Origin of the sequence: Pseudomonas sp. R1-18, from assembly GCF_051132095.1 — a bacterium.
Taxonomy (GTDB): domain Bacteria; phylum Pseudomonadota; class Gammaproteobacteria; order Pseudomonadales; family Pseudomonadaceae; genus Aquipseudomonas.
Window position 1 is genome coordinate 4,169,026 of sequence record NZ_CP071658.1, and the last position, 18,032, is coordinate 4,187,057.

At 59.7% G+C, this 18,032-nt stretch carries 18 protein-coding genes; 10 read left to right on the top strand and 8 right to left on the bottom strand.

The annotated features are described in order from the left end of the window. Positions 1-107 precede the first annotated feature (107 nt). The 4 genes from J3P77_RS19105 to J3P77_RS19120 all read left to right on the top strand — a co-directional run bounded on the left by J3P77_RS19105 (position 108) and on the right by J3P77_RS19120 (position 3,914). Positions 108-638: a GAF domain-containing protein gene (locus tag J3P77_RS19105; protein ID WP_434678124.1), complete on the top strand. Its 531-nt coding sequence runs from the start codon at positions 108-110 to the stop codon at positions 636-638. 207 nt (positions 639-845) lie between these two features. Further along, entirely contained in the window at positions 846-2,669 is a 1,824-nt protein-coding gene (locus J3P77_RS19110; RefSeq protein WP_434678125.1) for a sensor domain-containing phosphodiesterase, read from the top strand. 90 nt (positions 2,670-2,759) lie between these two features. Further along, the gene (locus tag J3P77_RS19115) at positions 2,760-3,545 is read left to right on the top strand and encodes a sulfite exporter TauE/SafE family protein (RefSeq protein ID WP_434678126.1); all 786 of its coding nucleotides are present in this window, start codon (positions 2,760-2,762) and stop codon (positions 3,543-3,545) included. Between the two features lie 168 nt (positions 3,546-3,713). Continuing rightward, the gene (locus J3P77_RS19120; protein ID WP_434678127.1) at positions 3,714-3,914 is read left to right on the top strand and encodes a hypothetical protein; all 201 of its coding nucleotides are present in this window, start codon (positions 3,714-3,716) and stop codon (positions 3,912-3,914) included. A gap of 243 nt (positions 3,915-4,157) precedes the next feature. On the opposite strand, the gene J3P77_RS19125 is transcribed toward J3P77_RS19120, so the two are convergent. Then, positions 4,158-4,379 (bottom strand): hypothetical protein, encoded by a 222-nt coding sequence (locus J3P77_RS19125; protein WP_434678129.1) that lies wholly within the window; start codon positions 4,377-4,379, stop codon positions 4,158-4,160. Positions 4,380-4,542: 163 nt separating this feature from the next. On the opposite strand from J3P77_RS19125, the gene J3P77_RS19130 reads away from it, so the two are divergent. From J3P77_RS19130 to J3P77_RS19140, 3 genes are read left to right on the top strand one after another with little or no spacing between them, the layout of a single operon-like run. Then, the gene (locus J3P77_RS19130) at positions 4,543-4,920 is read left to right on the top strand and encodes a Rho termination factor N-terminal domain-containing protein (protein ID WP_434678130.1); all 378 of its coding nucleotides are present in this window, start codon (positions 4,543-4,545) and stop codon (positions 4,918-4,920) included. Between the two features lie 12 nt (positions 4,921-4,932). Beyond that, complete coding sequence (locus J3P77_RS19135; protein ID WP_434678131.1) at positions 4,933-6,060, top strand: DUF3182 family protein; 1,128 nt, start codon at positions 4,933-4,935, stop codon at positions 6,058-6,060. Next, positions 6,047-6,817, top strand: a complete 771-nt coding sequence (locus tag J3P77_RS19140; RefSeq protein ID WP_434678132.1) for an alpha/beta hydrolase family protein — start codon at positions 6,047-6,049, stop codon at positions 6,815-6,817. The genes J3P77_RS19135 and J3P77_RS19140 overlap by 14 nt, the downstream gene beginning before the upstream one ends. A gap of 25 nt (positions 6,818-6,842) precedes the next feature. Here J3P77_RS19140 and J3P77_RS19145 read toward each other — a convergent pair whose 3' ends face one another. Beyond that, entirely contained in the window at positions 6,843-7,082 is a 240-nt protein-coding gene (locus J3P77_RS19145) for a PLDc N-terminal domain-containing protein (RefSeq protein WP_434678133.1), read from the bottom strand. Positions 7,083-7,318: 236 nt separating this feature from the next. On the opposite strand from J3P77_RS19145, the gene J3P77_RS19150 reads away from it, so the two are divergent. Beyond that, positions 7,319-7,942 (top strand): Yip1 family protein, encoded by a 624-nt coding sequence (locus J3P77_RS19150; RefSeq protein ID WP_434678134.1) that lies wholly within the window; start codon positions 7,319-7,321, stop codon positions 7,940-7,942. 141 nt (positions 7,943-8,083) lie between these two features. Here the strand turns inward: J3P77_RS19150 and garD are convergent, their stop codons facing one another. From garD to J3P77_RS19180, 6 genes are all read right to left on the bottom strand, one after another. Further along, a complete protein-coding gene (gene garD / locus J3P77_RS19155) occupies positions 8,084-9,637 on the bottom strand; it encodes a galactarate dehydratase (protein ID WP_434678135.1) in 1,554 nt (517 codons plus the stop codon). Positions 9,638-9,648: 11 nt separating this feature from the next. Continuing rightward, positions 9,649-11,034 (bottom strand): MFS transporter, encoded by a 1,386-nt coding sequence (locus J3P77_RS19160; protein ID WP_434678136.1) that lies wholly within the window; start codon positions 11,032-11,034, stop codon positions 9,649-9,651. A 162-nt stretch (positions 11,035-11,196) separates the two neighbouring features. Continuing rightward, positions 11,197-12,108, bottom strand: coding sequence for a 5-dehydro-4-deoxyglucarate dehydratase (kdgD, locus tag J3P77_RS19165; RefSeq protein WP_434678138.1), 912 nt, complete (start codon positions 12,106-12,108; stop codon positions 11,197-11,199). A gap of 430 nt (positions 12,109-12,538) precedes the next feature. After that, positions 12,539-13,288 carry a FadR/GntR family transcriptional regulator gene (locus J3P77_RS19170; protein ID WP_434678140.1) on the bottom strand — a complete coding sequence of 250 codons (750 nt, stop codon included), beginning with the start codon at positions 13,286-13,288 and terminating at the stop codon, positions 12,539-12,541. A 144-nt stretch (positions 13,289-13,432) separates the two neighbouring features. After that, positions 13,433-13,996, bottom strand: coding sequence for a response regulator transcription factor (locus J3P77_RS19175; protein WP_434678141.1), 564 nt, complete (start codon positions 13,994-13,996; stop codon positions 13,433-13,435). After that, complete coding sequence (locus J3P77_RS19180) at positions 13,993-15,252, bottom strand: ATP-binding protein (protein ID WP_434678142.1); 1,260 nt, start codon at positions 15,250-15,252, stop codon at positions 13,993-13,995. The genes J3P77_RS19175 and J3P77_RS19180 overlap by 4 nt, the downstream gene beginning before the upstream one ends. A 193-nt stretch (positions 15,253-15,445) precedes the next feature. Here J3P77_RS19180 and J3P77_RS19185 point away from each other — a divergent pair, with 193 nt between their 5' ends. Both J3P77_RS19185 and J3P77_RS19190 read left to right on the top strand, forming a co-directional pair. Further along, positions 15,446-16,165 carry an SIMPL domain-containing protein gene (locus tag J3P77_RS19185; protein WP_434678143.1) on the top strand — a complete coding sequence of 240 codons (720 nt, stop codon included), beginning with the start codon at positions 15,446-15,448 and terminating at the stop codon, positions 16,163-16,165. A 230-nt stretch (positions 16,166-16,395) separates the two neighbouring features. Further along, complete coding sequence (locus J3P77_RS19190; RefSeq protein WP_434678144.1) at positions 16,396-17,976, top strand: HET-C-related protein; 1,581 nt, start codon at positions 16,396-16,398, stop codon at positions 17,974-17,976. The last annotated feature ends 56 nt before the right edge of the window (positions 17,977-18,032 follow it).

The following is an 18,032-nucleotide window of genomic DNA, read 5'->3' on the forward strand; positions in this document are numbered from 1 at the left end:
GGATGGCGCTTGATGATGTATGGCACGATCATGGCCACCTGCAATCAGCCATCAGACATGATCGCTGGAAAGCCGTTTTTCGTAGTTGGACGTTGAGGTAACTAATATTGAACAACCATCTGACGTCCCTGGAACTCGCCGTCATCAGCGAGATAGAAGCCACCTCCAGTCTGTTGAAGCTGGTCACACGCCTCACTGGAATGGGGTTTTCGGCCATAGCCAAGGTAACGGACACCACCTGGATGGCATGTGCGGTCCACGATGAAGTGCAGTTCGGTGTCGAACCGGGTCATCAGATGCAGATCGAGGAAACGATCTGCAATGAGCTTCGCCTGCATCGCACGCCCATAGTCATCAGCGAAGTGGCGTGCGACGCCCATTATGCCGAGCACCCCATTCCCAAGCTGTTTGGGTTTCAAAGCTACTTTTCGCTGCCGATCATCTTTCCCGACGGGCACTTCTTCGGCACTTTGTGCGGGCTTGATCCGCAGCCAGCCAGGCTGGATAACCCGCAAGTGCTGGATACACTGAAGGTCTTCTGCACTTTGCTCGCCAGTACTCTTTACGCGCATGAGCAGCTCTTCGCCGCGCGCCAGGATAGTGATCGCACATCGACAGCCGCCGACGCGTCCGCCTGACTGGATCGTCGCAAACTCTTTATACGACGAACGGCGCGGCACCTTGGCAGCGGACGCCGCGCCGCGCCGCTCGGGCGCTCTGGCACCGGGCCATGAGCAACACCAGGCTTGAGCGCCAGCTATCGCCGAAGACCTGATCTGGTCAAAGCCAAACCATCTGATACAGTGCGTGCAATCAAATTGACATCATTGATACGAGCACGCTCCATGAACTCCGGTGCCCCCATCCCGCTCAATGAAGCGCAACGTTTGCTGCGCATCAATGAACTGTGCGTGCTGGAAAACAGCACTGACCATGTTTTCGACGAAATCGTGGGGGTTGCCGCGGAGTACTTCAGTGCGCCTATCGCGCTGATATCGATTGTCGATAAACATCGTCAGTGGTTTCGTGCCCGGGTCGGAATGCAACCGCAGGAGACTCCGCGAGATGTGTCCTTCTGCGCCTACACGATTCTCACCGACCAGCCTCTCGAAGTCACCGACGCGAGGATTGACCCGCGTTTTGCCGACAACAGCCTGGTGACCGGACATCCGGGTATCTGTTATTACGCGGGTGCGCCGCTGATCACGGATGACGGGATCAGGCTCGGCAGCCTGTGCGTGATTGACACCAAACCCAGACCCGCAATGAGCGAGCGCGACATGTCGATGCTCAAGCGCCTGGCCGCGCTGGTCATGAAACACATCGTCGGCCTGCGTTCGAGCTGCTATCGGGATCAGCCGTCGGGGCTCTATAACCGCTTGCGCCTTGAGGAAGATGTCCGTCAGGCACTGGCTGCCGGACAAGACTGCACGCTGGTGGCGGTCGACATGTTCACCCCGGAATTCCTCAACGATGTCGTCAAGGCGCTGGGCTATGCGTTTGCGCAGGACCTGATGCACGCGATCAAGAACCGCATTCAGGAGCAGCTGCCTGCCGGCTGTCTGCTGTACAAAGTCAGCCCGACCCGTTTCGGCTTTCTGTTACACGGCACCGGGCCGGACGAAGGCTTGTACGGCTCGATACTCGACGCCTTCGCAGCGCCCGTGCATTGCCACGGCATGCCTGTGCAAATGCAGGCGGGCCTGGGCATCGTCAGTCTGCGCAGCGAAAATGGCGAGGATCAGGACTGGATGCGCCAGGTCATCAGCGCCGCCAACGACGCCCGTGATCGTAATCTGGGCTGGTCGCATTATCAGCCCGAGCTCGACATCGTCCAGCAAAGGGCTTTCTGCCTGTTGAGTTCATTGACCGACGCCGTGCATGCATCGGACCAACTGCGCTTGGTCTATCAACCACGCATCGACCTCGTCACGGGCCGCTGCACCTCCGTTGAGGCGCTGCTGCGCTGGACGCATCCGACTCTTGGCCCGGTCGGCCCGGCCGAATTTATCCCGCTGGCCGAAAAAACCTCGCTGATGCGCCCGCTCAGTTTGTGGGTCTTGCACCGAGCCGTCGAGCAGGCTGCGGCGTGGCGCGATCTGGGCTTCGATTTCAGAGTCGCGATCAACGTGACGCCGCAAGACCTCTCGGCGCCTGATTTCACCAACTGCATGCTCAGCCTGTTGCAGCAACACGCCATTTCCCCGACCCGCTTCGAGCTGGAGTTCACTGAGGGCGCGCTGATGCACAACCCCGCTGAAGTACGCCGCCAGCTGGAGCGCTTGCGCGGGCTGGGCATGGAGGTGGCCATCGACGATTTCGGGACCGGCTACAGCAACTGGAGTTACCTGCGGCAGCTGCCGGCCACCACAGTCAAGCTCGACCAGTCGCTGATGCGTAACCTGACCGACGACGAAAACGATCAGCGTCTGGTGAAAGCGCTGATCGGACTGGCGAAAAAACTGGACTATCGTGTGGTCGCTGAAGGCATCGAGACCGAGCAGATTATGGGCCTGATCCGCGACTGGGGCTGCGACGAAGGCCAGGGTTATCTGATCGCACGGCCCATGGAAACGGAGGCCCTTCTGCAATGGCTGGCATCCGATTGCACTCCTCAAATCAAAGTGCCGGACCGCCTCGCCGCGCGCGTCGGCTCAAAACGGTTATAACCTTAGAACACATCCTCATAACCCGTTAGAACATAAGACGCTATGCTGCGGCCACTTTTTGCCTGATGAGTCTGGTGTACAGGATCGTTTATGGATGTGGGTGGTGCGGGTTTTGTAATAGCGGGCCTGATTGTGGGCTTCATCGTAGGCATGACCGGAGTGGGCGGTGGTTCATTGATGACGCCGATCCTGCTGTGGTTCGGCATCAACCCGGCAACCGCCGTGGGCACTGACCTGTTGTACGCGGCTATCACCAAGTCCGGCGGCGTGCTGGTTCATCGCAAGAACAACAATATCGACTGGAAGATTACCGGCTGGCTGACGCTGGGCAGCGTGCCGGCCGTTCTGTTGACCTTGTGGTTTCTGAGCACGCTCGATAGCGCTCCGGAAGCCGTCAACGCCATCATCAAACAGGCGCTGGGCTTTGTCCTGCTGCTGACCGCGCTGGCCGTACTTTTCAAGAAAAAGCTTCTGGCCTTTGCCCACAGTCGTGGCGACGGGCATTCGCTGGTCAGTGGTTCCAGCCTCAATGGCCTGACCGTCGCGACCGGCCTGTTGCTAGGCACCATGGTCGCGCTGACGTCGATTGGCGCTGGCGCGTTGGGCACCGTCGCATTGTTCGTTCTGTATCCGTTGCTGCCGACCCGCCGCCTGGTCGGCACTGAAATCGCCCACGCAGTACCGCTGACCTTGGTCGCGGGGCTGGGCCATGCCAGCATGGGCAACATGGATTGGGAACTGCTCGGTTGGCTGCTGATGGGTTCGCTGCCGGGGATCTGGCTGGGCAGCCACATGGCGGGGCGGGTTTCCGATGATCTTCTGCGCCCATTCCTGGCGGTCATGCTCGGTTCGATCGGATTCAAGCTGGCGTTCTGACGCTTATCGCGACCGTTCATACCCGATATGTGCCCTGCGTCGATTCACTCATCGGGTTTTCCATAACAGTAGTGGCCGCCTCCGGAAATTCGGCGCACGATTCCGAGCGTCGATTTTGCCCGCCGCTGACCCGGCACCTGTTCGCCTTGCCAAATGGAGATGCTGATAATGCTTATCCGAATTGAAGAAGGTAACCACGGGAACCACTGGATTGTCAGGCTGGACGACTACCCGGTCACATGCAGGGACTGGCAGGAGGCGAAAGCATTCGCCGACCGCATGAAGTCGCGAATCGATGCGCCACATGCTTTGCCACCGGCCTCCGCACGCCAGACGCCAGCCGCTCACGCCCCGGCAGCGGCACCTTGAGTTATCCATGCGGCTCGACGCTCCCGGCAACAGCGTTGTCGATCCAGGCGGCAGCGCTGCATCGCTCTCCACGCTTGCGCCTGCCTGCGTCTACTGGCGGAAAACGGTTCTCATTTCCGTGACATCCCTTTCACATCCTCTTCACCTTCAGATCGGTACATTCACCCCACTCCTTTGATGAATCCCATTTGGCCCACCGCGTTGTGGGCCATTTTTTTGCCTGCGCGAAAGTGGCTACGGCGCTTATTCAGCGTGATCAAGAGCAGCAGCTGGCGCTGCCGCATTAACCGTCGCCAGTCGCGAATTGCCAGGCACAGCTGTCATCTGTGCCTGGGTCAACTGCGCAAGGCGTTCAGTACCGGTTCCGTTGACGATCCCGCTGCTCCACTGCGCCGCTACGGTCGCTGCCCAGGCGAACAGGAATACCGCGACGAGTTGTAATGCCCACTTTGCAATCAGGCTCATGTGTTTTCCCCTGCTGGTATCAATGGAGGGATCTAACCACCTGACTGTTGCAGAAGCATGGCAGCCGAGCCGCTCATCCTCGCTCAGGAACTCAGGTACCCGTCGGGCTTCATAATCATGAAGACGTTGAGCACATCAATCGCCGATCCGAAGGAGACACGTCATGCCTGCCGACAACAAAGACAAGTACACCGAGAAGCAAAAGCGCAAAGCCGAGCACATCGAAGAGGGCTACGAAAAGAAAGGCGCTTCCAAAGACGAAGCCGAGGCCCGCGCCTGGGCGACTGTCAACAAGCAGTCCGGTGGCGGCGAACGCAAAGGAGGGTCGGGCAGCAAGACCCCGGCATCCAGCAAGACCGCCGCCCGCAAGGATTCCGCCAAGCGTGCCGCCGCGACCCGCCAGGGCGAACCGCGCTCCGACCAGTCGCTGGAATCCCAGACCAAGGCGGACCTCATGCAGCGCGCTCGAAGCCTGCAGATCGCCGGACGCTCTTCGATGAGCAAGCAGGAACTGATCACTGCCCTGAAAAAAGCCTCTTGAAGGAGTGCGCCTATGAGCGGGTCTCGAACAGATGCCGTACCAGCTGAAGTCGTTCTATTACCCACCCACAAGAAGCTCGCAGCCCATGAACTGGCGGTCCATCAGGTTCTGGGGCAAAAAATCGCGCAGTTGCTCGGCGCGCAGTTCAGGGGGATCCACGACCCTGACACCCAACGTGATGCCGGCAAAAAACTGTACTTTGTACCTTCCGATACGCTGATCGGTCACGACCAGCACCGCCAGCTAGGCATCGAGTCGGCTGACGACCTGTTCGGCGGATGGGTCGCCGAGCCGTTCATGGCAACCAAGGCCATTTCCCACCCGCTGCTCGAAAACGCCACGGCTCGTCCTTCCGGCTGGTCCGATGAATTCCCTCGCCGAACCAGGGATGCGGTGCTCGACGGTTTCAGCGTGTTCAACCATGTCGATGCGCTGGAGGCCGGAAGACGGTTGCTCGAAAAAGGTCCGGTGCGTATCAAACCGGTCCTGGCCACAGCCGGTCGCGGCCAGATCGAGGTCAAATCCGAAGCCGAACTCGCAACAGCCATCGCCGCGCAGGACGTTGATGATGTGAGTACATGGGGCCTGGTGCTGGAAGAGAATCTGCAACAGGTAGTCACCTACAGCGTGGGACAGGTGCGCATCGCGGGCATGGTCGCCAGCTATCACGGAACGCAAGGTCTGACGCGGGATAATCAGGGCGAAAGCGTCTACGGCGGGTCGACTTTACGGGTGGTGCGCGGTGGATTCGATGCGCTGCTCACGCTGGAGCTGGACGATGCCGTGCGCCGCTCGATCGAGCAGGCGATGGCCTATGACGCAGCAGCGGCGGCGTGTTTTCCAGGCTTCATCGCCTCACGCCGCAATTACGATATCGCCCTTGGCGTTGATGCCAACGGGCAAGTGCGCTCAGGCGTGCTGGAACAGTCGTGGCGCATTGGCGGCGCAAGCCCCGCGGAAATCGAAGCGCTGCTGGCCTTTGCCGACGCCCCGGCGCTGCAGCGGATCGACGCATCCAGCCACGAGGTATACGGCGAGACCATACTTCCGCGCGGAGCTCAGGTGCTGTACGAAGGCGACGATCCGCAGGTGGGTTTCATCACTAAATACACACAGGTTGAGCCATATGACCGTTCGTAGTGAAACTATCGAGATAAGTGTCGACAGCCAGTCGATCTCCGGGACGATCCTGTCGCCGGGCGAGAAGATCCCCGGCATTCTTTTTGTCCATGGCTGGGGCGGCAGTCAGCAACGTGATCTGGCCCGCGCCAAGAACATCACCGGCCTGGGCTGCGTCTGTCTGACGTTCGACTTGCGCGGACACGAGCGCACCCATGAGCTGCGCGCCACCGTTTCCCGCGAGGACAGCCTGGAAGATCTGGTCGCGGCCTATGACCGGCTGGTCAGCCACCCGGCCGTCGACCGGGAAGCCATCGCCGTCATCGGCAGCAGTTACGGCGGTTATCTGGCCACCATCCTCAGTGCAATGCGCCCGGTAAAGTGGCTGGCATTGCGCGTACCGGCGTTGTACTGGGATGCCGACTGGGATATGCCCAAGCAGCAGCTCGACCGCGATAAGCTCGCACACTATCGCCGCTCCGCGGTGACGGCCGCAGACAACCGCGCACTGGCGGCCTGCAAGGAATTCAAGGGAGATGTGTTGCTGATCGAATCAGAGCAGGACGATTACGTTCCGCATGCAACGCTGATGAGCTATCGGACGGCTTTCGAACATGCGCATTCGTTGACCTACCGACTGGTGGATGGCGCCGATCATGCGCTGACCAGTGATATCAGCCAGAGCGTCTATAGCTCCATGCTGACCAACTGGATCAGCGAAATGGTCATCGGCGCGCGCCTGGTGGACTACCCGCATCACTCTGCGAAATATTCCTGAACGACGCTGTACTCACTACTACGCGTCAGTACTTCGTGCCCTGACGCTCCGGATCGGCGGGCCGCGGCACATGACGCGGTCCGGCGACCAGCAAAGCCAGCACGCCGAGAATCGGCACGGCCACGATCACAATCATCCACATCAGCTTGTCGTTGGACGCCGTCACGGTTTTACGTACCCGCATGATCGCCCAGATGTCTGAAATCACTACCAGGGCAGTGATCAACGTAAACAGCCAGAGATGATTTTCCGTTATCCAAGGCATTTGCAACCTCCTGCACATTAACTGGGACAACCGAACCGGCTGCCCTTGATGTAGAAGAGGCGTCGCGGCCACTTAAAGTTCAGCGAAGTAGGAAAAATGAACCGTTTTCCAGGCCAGCTACGCCCACTGGTCCGGCGTGCGCCGCCGGTGAGGAAACCATCGCAGCCTCGGGCATCCAAGCCGATAGAGGGCTCGCACGGAGCAGACGAGCCACGCACAGGCGGGAGGGACTTTCCATGAGCACGGTCATCGTCAAACTGTTCACGCAACCCAGGCAGGCATGGCGAGATATTCGGACGCAGGAGGACGAAGCGCCTCATCAGTACCTGCCTCATCTGGTCCTGCTCGCACTGATCCCCGTGATCTGCCTGTTCATCGGCACCACCCAGGTCGGATGGAGCCTGGCCGAAGGCGAGCGGGTCTGGCTCACGGGCAAAAGCGCGCTGCAACTGTGCGCCTTGCTCTATGTGTCGACCTTGCTGGGTGTCGCCGTGATGGGTGTCTTCATACGCTGGATGTCACGCACCTTCGAGACGCGACCGACCTTGAACCAGTGCATTGGTTTTACGACCTACACGACGGTTCCGTTCTTTCTGGCGGGCCTGGCCGGGCTGTATCCGAGCCGCTGGCTGGCGATTCTGGTGCTTGGGCTGGCGTCGGTATATTCGACGCTGCTGTTGTTCGTCGGGATCGGCACATTCATGAGGCTTGCCGAAGGCAAGGCCCCGCTCTATGCCGCCGCGGTGTGGGGAGTGGGTTTGCTGGTGCTGGTGACGATCCTCGTGTCGACCATCCTGCTTTGGTACAACGGCCTGACGCCGGAGTACGTGCGCAATGTGCTGGGAGAGATCCCGGATTGACCCCAAGCATTGAAAAAGCGGCGGACTGTAGGAGCGCGCTTGCCCGCGAAGAGGCCTTGCATCCACAACATATGTTGCGGATGCACTTGAGTCTTCGCGGACAAGCGAAACGCCACCCGGCCAGCTCCTACAGCGAGGAGGTCAGGTAACCGGTGCCGGGTTGAACAGGGTAATGTCGTTGTGCAAACGATAATGCTCGGTCCAGGTTTTCTTCTTGCCGCTGGCCACGTCCAGATAGAAGTGGAACAGCTCCCAGCCCAGGTCTTCGATGGTCGCGCGTCCGGTGGCGATGCGGCCCGCGTCGATGTCGATGAGGTCGGGCCAGCGCTGGGCCAGCTCGGTGCGAGTCGACACCTTGACCACCGGCGACATTGCCAGACCGTACGGCGTCCCGCGTCCGGTCGTGAACACATGCAGGTTCATCCCGGCTGCCAGTTGCAACGTCCCGCAGACAAAGTCGCTCGCAGGCGTGGCGCAGAAGATCAGACCTTTGCGATTGAAGCGCTCGCCTGGGCCAAGCACGCCGTTGATGGCGCTGCTGCCGGACTTGACGATAGAGCCCAGGGACTTCTCGACAATGTTCGACAACCCGCCTTTCTTGTTACCCGGCGTGGTATTGGCGCTGCGATCGGCTTCGCCTTTGGCCAGGTAACGGTCGTACCAGTCCATTTCACGCACCAGTTCCTGAGCCACCTGCTGGTTCTCGGCTCGCGAGGTCAGCAGGTAGATGGCGTCGCGTACTTCGGTGACTTCGGAAAACATGACCGTCGCACCGGCACGCAGCAAAAGGTCAGAAGCGAAGCCAAGCGCCGGATTGGCGGTGATGCCGGAAAACGCATCGCTGCCGCCGCACTGCATGCCCAGGATCAACTCTGAAGCGGGCACGGTCTCGCGACGACGCTGATCCAGCTTTTTGAGCCGCACCTCGGCCAGATCCATGATCTGCTCGACCATTTCATTGAAGCCGTGGCTGGAATCCTGAAGGCGATAGAGCCATGGCTCGCTAAGGTCAACGGAACTGTCGTCCTCATGCATCACCTGCCCGGCCTGCAATTTTTCGCAGCCCAGGCTGATCACCAACGCCTCGCCACCCAGGTTCGGATTGCGCGCCAGGTTGCGCACCGTACGAATCGGGATGTAGGCATCCGTCGCCGTGATCGCCACGCCGCAGCCGTAGCTGTGGGTCAGAGCGACCACGTCGTCGACGTTCGGGTACTTGGGCAGCAGCTCCTCACGAATGCGCTTGACCGCGAAGTCCAGCACACCGGTCACGCACTGGACAGTCGTGGTGATGCCCAGAATATTGCGAGTCCCGACCGTGCCATCGGCGTTGCGGTAGCCTTCGAAGGTGTAGCCTTCGAGCGGCGCCTGTTTTTCAGGCACGGCGTCGGACATTGGCAAGCTGTCCAGCGCTGGCGCCGAAGGCATGCGCAGTTGGTCTTCCCTGACCCAGCTTCCACGAGGTATCGGTTGCAGTGCGTAGCCGATGGTGGCGCCGTAACGGATCACGGCGTCCCCTTCAGCCAGATCAACGGTGTTGATCTTGTGGCTCTGCGGTACGTTATCGACAGTCACCAGGCCATCGTCGAATTCGGTTCCGGCTGGCACGCCCTGGTCATTGACCACCACGACCACGTTATCCAGCGGGTGAAGCCGGATATACCGTGGGGAGTCGGCATGTTGAATCAGGTTCATCACGGTTTTCCTCAGGATTTGGCTTGGGAAAGGTCGCTGGCGGTTTCATCCAGCAATGGCCCTTTGACTGGGGGCTCTTTCAATTCCACTCGCTTGATCTCACCAACAATGAAAATGTAACTGATCACAGCCAGCAGCGCGTTGGCGCCGACGAACACCAGTGCCCATTTGAATGAACCGGTGGTGCTGATGATGTAACCAATCACGATCGGGGTGGTGATCGAAGCGATGTTGCCGAAGGTGTTGAACAGGCCGCCGCTCAGGCCGGCAATCTGCTTGGGCGACACGTCGGACATGACAGCCCAGCCCAATGCACCTACGCCTTTGCCGAAGAACGCCAGCGCCATGAAGCCTACGACAACCCACTCCAGGTCTACATAGTTGCAGGTAACGATCGACGTGGAGAGCAGCAGCCCACCGATGATCGGCGCCTTGCGGGCGAAGGTCAGGGAATGGCCCTTGCGCAGCAGGTAGTCGGAGATGACCCCGCCCAGCACGCCGCCGATGAAGCCACAGATGGCCGGCAGCGAAGCGATGATGCCCGCCTTGAGGATGGTCATGCCGCGTTCCTGCACCAGGTACACGGGGAACCAGGTCAGGAAGAAGTAAGTGATGCCGTTGATGCAGTACTGGCTCAGATAGATACCCAGCATCATGCGGTTGGTCAGCAGCTGGCGGATGTAATCCCACTTCGGCCCGCTGCTGGCAGCCTTTTCCTTGCCTTTGCCCTTGTCCTGATCCATGTCGACCATGCCGCCGTTGTTGGCGATGTGTTCGAACTCGGCTTCGTTGATGCGCGGGTGATTGCGCGGGCTGTGGATGACTTTCATCCAGATGGCCGAGAACACGATGCCCGAAGCGCCCATCACGATGAACACATGCTGCCAGCCGTAGGTGTAAACGATCCAGCCCATGAGCGGAGCGAAAAGCACGGTGGCAAAGTATTGCGCCGAGTTGAAGATCGCCGACGCGGTGCCGCGTTCGGCCGTCGGGAACCAGGCGGCCACGATACGGGCGTTGCCGGGGAAGGAAGGCGCTTCGGCCAGGCCTACCAGGAAGCGCAACATGAACAGCGCGACGATGGCAGTGGATACGCCGAATTCACCGACATAGCCTTGCAGCAGGGTGAATAGCGACCAGGTAAAAATGCTTGCGGCATAGACTTTCTTCGAGCCGAAACGGTCGAGCAGCCAGCCGCCGGGAATCTGGCCGGCCACGTAGGCCCAGCCGAATGCGGAGAAGATATAACCCAGGGTGACGGCACTGATGCCGAGGTCTTTTTGCAGGCTGGAACCCGCGATAGCGATGGTGGCCCGGTCGGCGTAGTTGATTGTGGTGACCAGAAACAGCATCAACAGGATCAAATAGCGGACGTGAGTCGGCTTGGACTTTTGCATCGATAAAACTCCCACTATTATTTTTTTACGCGGGTACAACGAACTGTCTGTGCAACATCACAGGCCCCTTAGAAGCGTCGCGCTGACGGCCCCTACCTGTAACGTTCTCTGCGGTACAACGACAAAACCGCTGATCGCTCAGCGGTTTTGCGTATAGAGGTGTTACTGCTTGCCTTGCTTGTCCATCAGCGCAGCGAGCATCTCGCATTCTTCAGCAGTCAGGTCGGTCAATGGAGCGCGGACCGGACCTGCATCGTAACCGGCGATCTTGGCGCCAGCCTTGACGATGCTGACCGCGTAACCGGCTTTGCGGTTACGGATTTCCAGGTAAGGCAGGAAGAAATCGTCGATGTACTTGCCCACGGCTTCATGATCGTCACGAGAGATAGCGTGGTAGAAATCCATCGCCAGCTTCGGTACGAAGTTGAACACTGCCGAAGAGTAGACCGGTACGCCCAGCGCCTTGTAGGCAGCGGCGTAGACTTCAGCGGTCGGCAGGCCGCCCAGGTAGGAGAAGCGGTCGCCCAGACGACGACGGATCGAAACCATCAGCTCGATATCACCCAGGCCGTCCTTGTAACCGATCAGGTTAGGGCAGCGCTCGGCCAGTTGCTCCAGCAGCGTAGCGTTCAGGCGGCAAACGTTGCGGTTGTAGACGACAACGCCGATCTTCACCGATTTGCAGACCGCTTCAACGTGAGCGGCAACGCCGTCCTGGCTCGCTTCGGTCAGGTAGTGCGGCAGCAGCAGCAGACCTTTGGCACCCAGACGCTCGGCTTCCTGAGCGTATTCGATGGCCTGACGAGTCGGGCCGCCTACGCCTGCCAGAATTGGCACGCTGGTGGCGCAAGTGTCGACGGCAGTCTTGATGATTTCCGAGTATTCGCTGGCAGCGAGGGAGAAAAACTCACCTGTACCGCCAGCGGCGAACAGAGCGCTGGCGCCGTACGGGGCCAGCCACTCAAGACGCTTGATGTAGCCCGCGCGATTGAAATCGCCCTGAGCATTGAAATCGGTAACCGGGAAGGAAAGCAGACCGGAAGAGAGGATGGACTTCAGTTCTTGTGGATTCATTATTCGAACACCCTGGGGGACATGTATGTGAATAGATCATCGGGGCAGTGCCGATGTCGTAAGTCATCGTACAACTGAAAATAAAATGTCTCAACAGGGATTTTGAGGTTTTTCGTCACACAGGCGATGAAAGGCCTTCAATGCCTTTGAATACGTGGGGTTGGGGAAAATTTCGAGCGGACGGGAAGTTATATGACAACCCAGGGCGACTCAGAAGCAGTAGGAGCGGACCGGGCGGCGATCCGCTTGTCCGCGAAGACGTACGCAAAGGCGACATGGATGCTTTGACTGTCCCGGCCCTTTCGCGGACAAGTCCGCTCCTACAGGCTCAATGCTGTTCTGTAAGAGCGACCGGGCCGACCCGTCGGGCGGCGATCCGCTTGTCCGCGAAAACGCATCTCGCGGGCAAGCGCGCTCCCACGGGTGCGAGTCAGGCCCTTTGCGATTCAGCCTCTTCATGCGCATGGCGCAGACGTTCGCGGCTGTTTGTCAGGTGCAGGCGCATGGCCGCGCGGGCGGCGTCGGAGTCCTGACGGGCGATGGCATCGAAGATTTCTTCGTGCTCGCGGCTGAGGCGGTCCATGTAATGCTGCTGATCATCATGCGCCAGACGCGCCGAATTCAGCCGCGTACGCGGAATGATGCTGGTGCCGAGGTGGGTCATTATGTCGGTGAAATACCGGTTGCCGGTGGACAGCGCGATCTGCAGATGGAACTGGAAATCGGACGCTACGGCGTCGCTGTCATGGGCCGCGCTTTCGCTCAATGCATCGAGCGCCACGCGCATGGCCTGGAGTTGCTCAGGCGTTCGGCGCGTCGCGGCAAGCCCGGCGGACTCGACTTCCAGGCTGATGCGCAACTCCAGAATCGCCAGCACGTCGCGCAAGGTGACAATGGTCGCCGGATCGATCCGGAAACCGCTCGGGCTTGGCGTGTCGAGCACGAACGTGCCGATGCCGTGCCGGGTTTCCACCAGCCCTGAAGCCTGCAGACGCGAGATGGCTTCACGTACGACCGTGCGGCTGACGCCCTGCTCTTCCATGATTGCCGATTCGGTCGGTAACTTGTCGCCGCGCTTGAGCTGACCGCTGCGAATACGCTCGGACAGCTCGACCACCAGTTCCTGCGCGAGGCTACGGTGCTTTCTACGGGCGCGGGGTGGAGCGCTCTGGTTTTCCATATCCAACATCAATCTCGGGGCAATTGAGTAAAGGCCAATCATAGCTCAGCGGTTGTACGATCACATCTCAACACGCAACAAGACGTGACAGGAAATGCTCTGAACGCCGCCAATACAGGGCGCTCAGTACGATTCCAGAGCCTTTCAGCGACGAACCGGACGCTTCTGCAATTTGCGCTGCAATGTCCGCCGATGCATGCCCAGAGCACGAGCGGTCGCAGAGATATTGCCTTCGTGTTCGGTCAGTACGCGCTGAATGTGCTCCCACTGCAGACGGTCGACCGACATCGGGTTTTCCGGCACCAGTGTGTCGAGGTCGGCGTGCTTTGAAAGCAGCGCTGCGAGCACGTCGTCAGCATCGGCCGGTTTGCACAGGTAGTTGCAGGCGCCACGCTTGATGGCCTCGACAGCAGTGGCGATGCTCGAATACCCAGTGAGAATCACCACGCGCATTTCCGGGTCCAGCTCCAGCAGCTTGGGCAGCAGAACGAGGCCGGAATCGCCGTCCATCTTCAGGTCCAGCGCCGCAAACTCCGGAATATCCTGCTGCGCCAGCACCAGACCTTCTTCGGCCGATCCAGCGGTGCTGACCCGAAAGCCGCGACGCGCCATGGCGCGCGCCATGACGCGCGTGAAGGTCGCGTCATCATCGACCAGCAGCAAATGCGGCAACTGTTCGCCGTCGACCTGAATGTCTTCGTCACTCATGCTTCTTCTCCTCGCGTATCACGCGGCAGGCGCAGCTCGGTCAGCGTGCCGCCCTCCTCGTGACTGTAGAGTTTTACCGAGCCACCCGCCCGGGTGACGCTGGCCTTGCTCAAAAACAGACCCAGGCCGAAACCTTTGCCCTTGGTAGTAAAGAATGGCTTGCCGATCTGCTCGGCGATTGCCAGAGGCACGCCGGCACCATGATCGCGGATGCTGATGCAGATCTCGGCGCTATCCCAGTCAAGGCTGATTTCCAGCCCGTCCGGGCAGGCATCGGCGGCGTTGTTCAACAGGTTGAGCAGTGCCTGGCTCAAATCCGGCGGAGGCGCGAGCATCGGCACGCTATCCTTGCCCAGCTGCTGGAAGCGGTAGCTGACTTCAGGCCGCATCAGATGCCAACGGTTCAGCGATTCATCCAGCCAGCGGCTCGCGGTCTGGTATTCGACCGCCATGCGGCGATTGGCTTCCGCAGCGCGTACCAGCTGCTGGAGCGTGTGTTTGCACTGCTTGACCTGCTCCTGAAGCACACCGAGGTCTTCACGCAATTGCGGGTCGCTGTGTTCCTGATGCATCTCGTTGAGCAACACGCTCATGGTCGCCAGCGGCGTACCCAGTTCATGGGCCGCGCCCGCAGCCTGGGTGGCCACCGCCAGCAACTGCTGATCGCGCAAACCTTCTTCACGGCGCTCGGCACGCAGTTGTTCCTGACGACGCATTTCCTCGGCCATCTTGGCGGCAAAGAAGGTAATGACCCCCGCAGCCAGCGCGAAGCTCAGCCACATACCGTAGACCTGCATGTTCTCCCGTGCGGTCGGGTAGGTTTCCAGCGGGTAGGACTTCACGATCAGTAACGTGTAAAGCGTAAGGGCGAAGCCTGAGAGGATCAGCGAATAACGCCAGGGCAGAGTGGCTGCGGCAATGGTCAGCGGCACCAGGTAATAAGAAACGAACGGGTTGGTCGAGCCACCGGAGTAATACAGCAGCGCGCTGTGAATCAGCAGGTCGATCGCCAGTTGCAGCGCGTATTCCTGCTCGGTGAGCGGTAACGAGGTGCGCAGCCGCAGTGCTGTCAGGACGCACAGTATCAGCGAGCAACCGAGGGTGATCGACAACTGCAGCCATGGCAGCGGAAGTACGTCGAACAACCAGGCGATCCCCACGGACCCCGCTTGAGCAGCCAGTACCAGAATACGTATGAATGTGAGACGCCACAGGTTCTGGCGAGTGGCAGAAAGCATTTGAATGGGGGCGAGCATGAGCTCTCCTGAGACTGCTCCGGCGAATCGCAGCGAGTATAACCAAGCACGGCGCAAAACTGGGGAAAGTGCGTCAAAGCACCACAGGCTTGGGTTCCTCCCCCGGTCCGGAACCGCTACCCTTGAGTGACAGTCTTATGGTTCTGCGCCGGCCGACAATCTGTTGGAGGCGGTACGATAACAAGGAGTTCGCATGATCAACCTTCGCCCCGCCGCCGCGCTGTTTGCCCTGGCTGCCACCGCCCTGGCCACCCTTCCTGCCCAAGCCGACACCGATGCGCCGCGATATAACCAGATTTCCCTGCGTGCCGAAGTCAATCAGGAAGTACAGCGCGACCTGATGCTCGTCACGCTGTACACCGAAGCGCAGGATACCGATCCGGCCAAGCTGGCCGCGCAGATCACTGAAACGCTGAACAAGGGCCTGGCCCAGGCGCGCCAGGCCAAGGACGTGAAGATCCGTCAGGGTAATCGCAACAGCTACCCGATCTACGACGATAAAGGCCAGAAGATCACCGGCTGGCGTGAACGCGCCGAACTGCGCCTGGAAAGCACTGACTTCGCCACGCTTTCAAAACTGACAGGCGAGTTGCTCGGTGACCTCAAAATGGGCGGCATGGATTTCTCGATCTCGCCCCCGGCCCGTAAAGCCAGCGAAGACACCTTGCTCAAGGACGCCGTAACGGCGTTCAAGGCACGGGCGCAATTGGTGACCGAGGCGCTCGGTGGCAGCGGCTACAAGCTGGTCAACCTGAACCTCAATACTTCCGGCTACCCGCAGCCTTACCTGCGCGCTCCGACAATGATGATGAAAGCCGCCCGCGAGGACGCCGCGCCTACCCCGGATATCGAGGCGGGCACCAGCCAGGTCAGTGTTGCTGCGGACGGCGTGATCGAAGTGGCTATTCCCTGACGGCTCCGATGCATCGGTACACATGGCGGCAACCCGGTTGCCGCCATTTTTCCCACGCTTGGAAAAGCTTTTGATCGACCGATCAGAAAAAAGCCCTACAGCGCCAGCCGACCCGGCTGATTTCCAGAATCCTCCCCGTACGCCAACATCCACCTCGCATATTTCGCTCGCCGATTCGGCACAAGCTCGCTGTTTCGCGGCCTTCAACTCTCGTATACCAGGAATCATGGATGAATCCTTTCGCAAAAGCAGGTCAGCCTGTCAGCACTCCCCACCCCAATGCCGAGTATCACGACCCGGCTGCTGAAATCGCACTTCCCGAGCCACTTCCGGTAGCGCTTCGCTTCGAGGCCGGCAAGGGCAGTAAGGAGCATGCCACTCACGGCTCCATCGAAGAAGTGCTCAAGACCGCTGGTTTTACTGACAACGAAGTTCTCGCTATCCATTACGGCAACTGGTTGCGCGATTACTCCCAGCTGCTCGACCCAAAGATCGTCCGGGCGACGAGCATGCCTAAAAATTTTCCGGATGTGCTGTCACGCGAAGCCTTGACCAAAATCGTGGACATACTGGCCGTTCGTGAATTCATCGACCTGATGAAAATCGATCGCTCCGGCTTCATGGTCACAGAAGAACGGCTTGGGGTTTATCGGCCCAGCGAGCATATCGACAACCCCAAGGCCGTGAATCCGAGCCCGGCTGATCCCAGGGATCGGGACGCGGATTTCGAGCTGTGGGTGCTACCCGGTAATCCCCTATTGGAAGTCGACCCCGATACGTCGATGAAGCGCTACATTCAGCGCTCGGTCGATGTAATGAGCAGCAAGCTCGAGTCGGCCATGCAGGCCGGTATCCAATCCACCGACGCGCTCCGTGAGCTCGGCGCGGGCTTGCACATACTTGAGGACTTCTTTGCGCACTCCAATTTCGTCGAGCTGAGCCTGATCAAGGCCGGGTATGCCGATGTGCTGCCGTGGACCTCCAAAGCGCCCTGCAAACACGGGATCCCGCTGGTAACCGGCATGTTCGGCGGCAGCGATGTCATCGCCAGCCTGGCCGCGCCTCTGGGCGAGATCCTGTTCTCCAATGAACAGAAACCTTTCGAAGCCACCAAAGCCGGGGAACGCTCGGAGCGGGATCAGATCATCCTCATTCTGCTCAGCGAACATCCCAACACTACGCTGCTGGAGGCTTATGAAACATTTCTGGCCGCACGGGACAAATGGGCCAGCTTGCCATTTGCCAGCCAGGTCGAGCAGTTCTATCACTTCATCAACCTGCCGGGGCGACTATTCGGCTCTGCCATGGGCACCGTGATGCAGGGACTTGCAACCTGGCTCGGCAACAGCGTTGACGACGTACAGACGTTCCTGGGTGACGACCCCAATACCAGCGGTTCGACCGACCCTTCCCATTCGCAACTTGCCAAGGACCATAAGGAGCATCCGCTGCACCTGCTGGCTGCCGAACTTGCCCGCAAAGCGGTGCTTGATGTCGGGCAAGCGGTGTTGAGCATGGAACATGGAAAGGAAGGAGCAGAGCATCCGGCAATCGTTGCCGCCAGGTATTTCACCCACCCTATGGACAGCGAATGGCAGGACGAGATAGTCAAACGGTGGGCGATGGAAAACCGGGATTCCGTGCAGCGGGCAACCCGCAGGAGTGATTTGCTGGACGGCCAGAAACGGCTTCAGGAAAGCGCGCAAAATGCTTTCAAGACATTCAAGTCCGACAGCTCGGATTTTCTGGATACCTTTTTCGAAAAAGCCTCTGATTTGCAGAGATACTTGAACAGGATCCTCGGCAAGTAACAACCCTGCCCCGCGGCCGGACCGCAGCGGCTTTTCCGTGGTCTACTCGATATTCG

Bases quoted from the DNA above. Each gene is read 5' to 3' on its own strand.
- J3P77_RS19150 (WP_434678134.1), top strand. From the start codon at position 7,319: ATGAGCACGGTCATCGTCAAACTGTTCACGCAACCCAGGCAGGCATGG.
- J3P77_RS19180 (WP_434678142.1), bottom strand. From the start codon at position 15,252: ATGCTCGCCCCCATTCAAATGCTTTCTGCCACTCGCCAGAACCTGTGG.
- J3P77_RS19120 (WP_434678127.1), top strand. From the start codon at position 3,714: ATGCTTATCCGAATTGAAGAAGGTAACCACGGGAACCACTGGATTGTC.
- J3P77_RS19135 (WP_434678131.1), top strand. From the start codon at position 4,933: ATGAGCGGGTCTCGAACAGATGCCGTACCAGCTGAAGTCGTTCTATTA.
- kdgD (WP_434678138.1), bottom strand. From the start codon at position 12,108: ATGAATCCACAAGAACTGAAGTCCATCCTCTCTTCCGGTCTGCTTTCC.
- J3P77_RS19185 (WP_434678143.1), top strand. From the start codon at position 15,446: ATGATCAACCTTCGCCCCGCCGCCGCGCTGTTTGCCCTGGCTGCCACC.
- J3P77_RS19110 (WP_434678125.1), top strand. From the start codon at position 846: ATGAACTCCGGTGCCCCCATCCCGCTCAATGAAGCGCAACGTTTGCTG.
- J3P77_RS19140 (WP_434678132.1), top strand. From the start codon at position 6,047: ATGACCGTTCGTAGTGAAACTATCGAGATAAGTGTCGACAGCCAGTCG.
- J3P77_RS19125 (WP_434678129.1), bottom strand. From the start codon at position 4,379: ATGAGCCTGATTGCAAAGTGGGCATTACAACTCGTCGCGGTATTCCTG.
- J3P77_RS19115 (WP_434678126.1), top strand. From the start codon at position 2,760: ATGGATGTGGGTGGTGCGGGTTTTGTAATAGCGGGCCTGATTGTGGGC.
- J3P77_RS19145 (WP_434678133.1), bottom strand. From the start codon at position 7,082: ATGCCTTGGATAACGGAAAATCATCTCTGGCTGTTTACGTTGATCACT.
- J3P77_RS19170 (WP_434678140.1), bottom strand. From the start codon at position 13,288: ATGGAAAACCAGAGCGCTCCACCCCGCGCCCGTAGAAAGCACCGTAGC.
- J3P77_RS19130 (WP_434678130.1), top strand. From the start codon at position 4,543: ATGCCTGCCGACAACAAAGACAAGTACACCGAGAAGCAAAAGCGCAAA.
- J3P77_RS19175 (WP_434678141.1), bottom strand. From the start codon at position 13,996: ATGAGTGACGAAGACATTCAGGTCGACGGCGAACAGTTGCCGCATTTG.
- J3P77_RS19160 (WP_434678136.1), bottom strand. From the start codon at position 11,034: ATGCAAAAGTCCAAGCCGACTCACGTCCGCTATTTGATCCTGTTGATG.
- garD (WP_434678135.1), bottom strand. From the start codon at position 9,637: ATGAACCTGATTCAACATGCCGACTCCCCACGGTATATCCGGCTTCAC.
- J3P77_RS19190 (WP_434678144.1), top strand. From the start codon at position 16,396: ATGAATCCTTTCGCAAAAGCAGGTCAGCCTGTCAGCACTCCCCACCCC.